At 65.1% G+C, this 6,001-nt stretch carries 6 protein-coding genes; 2 read left to right on the plus strand and 4 right to left on the minus strand.

What is annotated here, in order from left to right; all coding sequences use genetic code 11:
• Positions 1–125: 125 nt before the first annotated feature.
• Positions 126–773: a TetR/AcrR family transcriptional regulator gene (locus tag G0A00_RS23095; RefSeq protein WP_164184616.1), complete on the plus strand. Its 648-nt coding sequence runs from the start codon at positions 126–128 to the stop codon at positions 771–773.
• A gap of 46 nt (positions 774–819) precedes the next feature.
• Here G0A00_RS23095 and G0A00_RS23100 read toward each other — a convergent pair whose 3' ends face one another.
• The 3 genes from G0A00_RS23100 to G0A00_RS23110 form a co-directional block, all read right to left on the minus strand.
• The gene (locus G0A00_RS23100) at positions 820–2,190 is read right to left on the minus strand and encodes an aspartate aminotransferase family protein (RefSeq protein WP_164184617.1); all 1,371 of its coding nucleotides are present in this window, start codon (positions 2,188–2,190) and stop codon (positions 820–822) included.
• Positions 2,191–2,242: 52 nt separating this feature from the next.
• A complete protein-coding gene (locus tag G0A00_RS23105; protein ID WP_164184618.1) occupies positions 2,243–3,700 on the minus strand; it encodes an NAD-dependent succinate-semialdehyde dehydrogenase in 1,458 nt (485 codons plus the stop codon).
• Between the two features lie 133 nt (positions 3,701–3,833).
• A complete protein-coding gene (locus tag G0A00_RS23110; protein WP_066109633.1) occupies positions 3,834–4,313 on the minus strand; it encodes an Lrp/AsnC family transcriptional regulator in 480 nt (159 codons plus the stop codon).
• Positions 4,314–4,556: 243 nt separating this feature from the next.
• Between G0A00_RS23110 and doeA the strand changes: the two genes are divergently transcribed.
• Entirely contained in the window at positions 4,557–5,753 is a 1,197-nt protein-coding gene (gene doeA, locus G0A00_RS23115) for an ectoine hydrolase DoeA (RefSeq protein WP_164184619.1), read from the plus strand.
• Between the two features lie 67 nt (positions 5,754–5,820).
• Here the strand turns inward: doeA and G0A00_RS26435 are convergent.
• Positions 5,821–6,001: hypothetical protein (locus tag G0A00_RS26435; protein ID WP_203595491.1), on the minus strand; the 181-nt coding region annotated here is incomplete at its 5' end.

Consider the following 6,001-nt stretch of genomic DNA (forward strand, 5'->3'; position numbering starts at 1 on the left):
GTGCACACCTGTCAAGAAATAGTTCACCAATGATCATTGCGACGGTGAGTAAATCTGGACAGTAGTGCATATTTTGTAGACAAGGGGATCAGGTAAGGGGGGCACCGACCATCAAGGCGCAGGACATGACCGAGAATTCTTCGACCGACCGCGGCTGGCGCGGATCGCAGGACGTCTGGCTGGACGCGGCCTATGCGGCGCTTGTGGAAAAGGGCGTCGATGCGGTGAAGATTCTGCCGCTGGCCAATGCGCTGCAGCTGTCGCGGACGAGTTTCTACTGGTTCTTCAAAGACCGAAAACAGCTGCTGGGCATGTTGCTCGATCGTTGGGAGGCCAGCACCACCGGCGCGCTGGTGGCTGCCAGCCGCGACTACGCGGCGACCGAGACCGAGGCGATGCTGAATGTCATCAGCACCTTCCTGTCGGATGTTCTTTTCGACACGAGGCTCGAGATCGCGGTGCGGGCCTGGGCACAGCAGGATCCGCAGGTTCTGGAGCGGCTGCAACGCGCCGACGCCGAGCGGCTGGCGGCGCTGCGGGAGATGCTGGAGCGCTGGGGGCACGGGGCCGAGGATGCCGACGTGCGGGCGCGGACCATCTATCTCGTGCAGGTCGGCTATATTTCGATGCGGGTGGAAGAGCCGCTGGCGGAACGTCTGGAACGCTTTCCGAGTTACGTGGAAATCTACACCGGAAAGCGCCCGCCGCAGCAGGAGATGGAAAGGTTCATGGCGCGGATCGGCTATCGTGGCGCGGCGTCCCGACCGCCTTGAATGGGGGCACCGCGCGCGTTTGGCGCGCGGCGCGTGAGGTGCAGGCTCAGCCCAGAACGCTGGTGATGGCGTCCTTGGTGACAGAGACGATCTTGTCGGCTTCGTCGGTGGTCAGGCAGAGCGGCGGCGCGAAGCCGAGAATGTCGCCCTGCGGCATGGCGCGGGCGATCACCCCGCGCTCGAGCATCGCGGCGACGACCTTGGCGCCCTTGCCCTCGGAGGCGTCGAAGAACTTGCGCCCGTCACGCTCGGCCACCAGTTCCACCGCGCAGAGCATGCCCTCGCCGCGCACTTCGCCGACGTTGACGTGCGCGCCCACGGCCTCTCGCATGGTGTTCACCAGATAGGCGCCGGTCTTGGCGGCATTGTCGACCAGCCCCAGCTTGTCGATCAGTTCGAGGTTGGCGATGCCCGCCGCCGCGCCGATCGGGTGCGCCGAATAGGTCCAGCCGTGGCCCAGTACGCCATATTCGTCGGTGCCCTGACACAGCACGTCCCACATGCGCTGCCCGACGATCGAGGCCGAGAGCGGCGCGTAGGCCGAAGTGAGGCCCTTGGCGGAGGTGATCAGGTCGGGCTTCACGCCGTAGTGGTCGGAGCCGAACATCGAGCCGAGCCGTCCGAAGCCGGTCACCACCTCGTCGACCACCAGCAGGATGTCGTGCTTGTCGAGCACCTTCTGGATCGCGGGCCAGTAGCCTTCGGGCGGGGGTACGATGCCGCCGGTGCCCAGCACCGGCTCGCCGATGAAGGCGGCGATGGTGTCGGCGCCCTCGCGCTCGATCAGCGCTTCGAGTTCGGCGACGCAATGGGCGGTGAAGTCGGCCTCGGTCATGTTCAGGTCGGGGCGGCGGTAATAATAGGGTGCCTCGGTGTGGATCACCTGCGCCAGCGGCAGGTCGAACTTCTTGTGGAAGAGTTCCAGCCCAGTCAGCGAGCCGGTCATCAGCCCCGAGCCATGATAGCCGCGCCAGCGCGAGATGATCTTCTTCTTCTCGGGACGGCCAAGGATGTTGTTGTAGTACCAGATCAGCTTGATGTTGGTCTCATTGGCGTCCGAGCCGCCGAGGCCGAAATACACCCGCGCCATGTTCTCGGGCGCGCGGTCCATGACCATCTTCGACAGGGTGATCGAGGCTTCGGACCCGTGGCCTGCGTAGGCGTGATAATAGGCCAGCTCATGCGCCTGTTTGGCGATGGCCTCGGAGATCTCGGTGCGGCCATAGCCGACGTTGACGCAGTAGAGCCCGGCAAAGCCGTCGAGCAGCTGGTTGCCATCGCGGTCGGTGATATGCACGCCGCTGCCGCCGGTGACGATGCGCTGCGGGCCTTCGCCGCGCGCGAACTGGCCGAGGTTGGTCGAGGGGTGGAAAAAGCTCTCGCGGTCCCATTTGGCGAGTTGGTCGTTGGTCAGCATGTCATCTCCTTATATGTCCTGTCGGGTTGCCGCAGGGATTGGTCGCGCGGGATCAGCCCCAATCGCGGCAGACGTATTTGATGTCGGTGAAGGCCTCGAGGCCCTGACGGGCGCCCTCGCGGCCCAGCCCGGATTGCTTGGTGCCGCCGAAGGGGATCGGCGCGCCGGTGACCTTGGTGCGGTTGACCGCGACCATGCCGAACTGCAGCGCGCGGGTCAGGCGGTAGATGCGGCGCGGGTCTTGGCTGTGGACGTAGGCGACCAGCCCGTATTCGGTGGCATTGGCGCGGGCGATCACCTCTGCCTCGTCATCAAATGCGGTGAGCGGCGCGACCGGGCCAAAGGTTTCCTCGGACATGATCGCGGCCTCGTCCGGCACGTCGGCCAGCACGGTGGGCTTGTAGAAGAGCTTGCCGAGGTCTTCGTCCACACCGCCGCCGGTGAGCAGCTTTGCGCCCTTGGCGATGGCGTCTTCCACATGCGCCTGCTGCTTGTCGATGGCGCGTTCGTGGATCAGCGGGCCGATGTCGGGATCATCCATGCCGCGCCCGAGGGTCAGCGCCTCGACCGCCTTGGTGAATTTGGCGCAGAATTCCTCGTAGACGGGCCGCTGGATGTAAAAGCGGTTGGCGCCGAGACAGTCCTGCCCCGAAGTGGCGAATTTGGCCTTGATCGCCTCGGTCACCGCGCGGTCGATGTCGGCGCTTTTGAAGACGATGAAGGGCGCGTGGCCGCCCAGTTCCATCACCAGCCGTTTCACCGTATCCGCCGACTGGCGGTAAAGCAGGCGGCCCACCTCGGTGGAGCCGGTGAACGAAAGCGCCCGCACCCGTTTGTCCGAGGTCCATTCCCCGACGATCGCGGCGGCATCGCCGACCACGGTGTTGACCACGCCTTCGGGGAAACCGGCGCGGCGGGCGAGTTCCGCCAGCGCCAGCGCCGACAGTGGCGTCTCGGCGGAGGGATGGATGACCACGGTGCAGCCAGCGGCCAGAGCGGCGGCGGCCTTGCGGGTGATCATCGCCGAGGGGAAATTCCACGGGGTGATCAGCGCCGCCACACCCACCGGCTCGCGCCAAAGCTCCATCTCGGCGTCGGGCAGATGGCTGGTGACGCCCTCGATGTTCGGGCGCAGCGCCTCTTCGGCGTAGAACTGCACGAAGCTGGCGGCGTAATCGATCTCGCCCCGCGCCTCGCTGATCGGCTTGCCCTGCTCGGCGACCATGATGCGTGAGAGATCCTCTTTCGCCTCCATGATCAGCGCGTGCCAGCGATGAAGGATTGCCGCGCGGTCCTGCGGCAACGTGGTGGCCCAGCCGTCGAAAGCGGTATGGGCGGCGTCCACAGCCTGCCGCGCGCCGCGCGCGTCGCTGATCGCGACCTGCGCCACCAGCGCGCCGGTGGCGGGGTCCCGGACCGCGAGGCGGCCCTCGCCTGCAAAATCACCGCTGCCGGGCAGCAGGCCCGGATCGGTAAGTCCGAAAGTCGGTCTGTTCGACAGATCGCTCATGCTTGCGCACCTCCTTGTTGCGACAAGCATGAGGGCGAAGGCAGAGAAATTTCTCGGGAAGTTTCCTGTTGGGCAAGAAATTTTCTCTGCCTTTTGGGTCTGGGGCAGAGAAACTCTCTGGCTGAAGGCCGGACTAGCCGCGCAACAGCCCGAGCGCGGGCGGATCGCTCTTCACCGGCTTGGTGACGATATAGCTGTAATAGCGCCGCACCCCGGCGCGGCTTTCCAGCAGCCCGTCCATCATGTCCTGAAAGGCAGCCACATCGGTCGTGACCACCTGCATCAGATAGTCATAGCCGCCGCCGATGGCCCAACAGCCGGTGATCTCATCCATCCGCGCGACGGTGCGCTCGAACAGCTGGAAGCTTTCGGCGCGGTGGCTGTCGAGCTCTACCGTGACGAAGACCTGCACATGCGGCCCAAGCGCGGCGAGGTCGATCTCGGCGCGATAGCCGGTGATCAGCCCGGCCTTCTCGAGCCGCTTCATCCGTTCCCAGCAGGGGGTGGGCGACAGGTTCACCCGCGCCGCCAGTTCCGTCTTGGCGATGCGGCCTTCGCGGCTGAGCGTGGCGAGAATGGCGATATCTCGGGTGTCGAGGCGGGTGGAGTCCATCCCTCGCTTGTTCCGGCGATCCGGCGTTTTGTCAATCTTTGCCGGGGCAGGGGGCGCGGGGTGCACAGTTGTCGGGCGTCGTCGGTCACGACCAAAGCCGCCCCGGTCCACAACGCTGGACATCGAGAAACCTCTGGGCGACGGTCGCCCTCACCGGGCTCGCCAGCGCCGAGCCGGTCCGAACCAACGCGCGACCGCGCAACTGCAACCGATGCGTCCGCCGCATTGTCGAAAGAGGTCCGAATGCCCGAACTCCAAAGAACCCCAGAGCGCTACACGACCGAAGAATACGAAGCCCGGCTGGTGAAAATCCGCGCCCGCATGGAGCGCGAGGGCCTCGACCTGCTGATCCTCAGTGACCCGTCGAACATGGCTTGGGTCGCGGGCTACGGCGGCTGGTCCTTTTATGTGCATCAATGCGTGCTGGTCGGCGCTGACGGCCCGCCGGTCTGGTTCGGCCGCGGGCAAGATGCCAATGGCGCTTATCGCACGGTCTGGATGCAGCCCGAATACGTCATCGGTTATCCCGACCACTATGTGCAGTCTACCGAGCGCCACCCGATGGAGTATCTGTGCTCGAAGCTCGCGGAACTGGGCTGGGACAAGGGCAATATCGGCGTCGAGATGGACAACTACTGGTTCTCGGCCCGCGCCTATGAGCGTCTGAGCAGCGGCCTGCCCGACGCCAAGCTCAAGGACATCACCGGCTTCATCAACTGGCAGCGTGCGGTGAAGTCGGAAAAGGAACTCGAATATATGCGTCAGGCCGCGCGCATCGTCGAGCGCATGCATCACCGCATCGCCGACAAGGTCGAGGTGGGCATCCGCAAATGCGATCTGGTGGCCGAGATCTATGACGCCGGACTGCGCTATGATGAATGGTACGGCCTTGGCGGCGACTATCCGGCCATCGTGCCGCTGCTGCCCTCGGGCCCCGATGCCGCCGCGCCGCATCTTACATGGGACGATCTGCCGATGAAGTCGGGGGAGGGGACCTTTTTCGAGATCGCCGGCTGCTACCAGCGTTATCACGTGCCGCTGTCGCGCACGATCTACCTCGGCAAACCGCCGCAGGAGATTCTGGATGCCGAGAAGGCGGTGCTCGAGGGGATGGATGCGGGTCTCGAAGCTGCGCGTGCGGGCAACCTCTGCGAGGACATTGCCAAGGCCTTCTTTGGCACGCTCGAGAAATACGGCATCGAGAAGGACAACCGCGCGGGCTATTCCATCGGTCTCAGCTACCCGCCGGACTGGGGCGAGCGCACCATGTCGATCCGCCGCGGCGACAAGACCGAACTGCAGCCGGGGATGACCTTCCACTTCATGACCGGCCTGTGGATGGAGAGCTGGGGCTATGAGACCACGGAATCCATCGCCATCACCGACGGTGCGCCCGAGGTCTTCTGCGACATTCCCCGCAAGATGCTGATCAAGGAATGAGCCAATCCCGCCGCGCCGCCTCCTGGACGGGCGGTGCGGCGGGCCTAAGTTGAGCAAAACAAGGGCTTCAAAACCCGCGCCGCACGGCTGACGCCGCGTCGGCTGAAGAAAAGATCCGAAAATCTGAAAAAACCGCTTGCGGGTCCCGGTGGGTATCCGTAAAAGCCCCCTCACCGGCGGCGCTGAGGCGCTGATCGGGACGCCAGACGGGGCGGCGGCGAGGCGGCAAGCTGAGCCAGCGCAGACGA

The organism is Salipiger sp. PrR002 (assembly GCF_010500775.1).
Taxonomy (GTDB): Bacteria; Pseudomonadota; Alphaproteobacteria; order Rhodobacterales; family Rhodobacteraceae; genus Salipiger.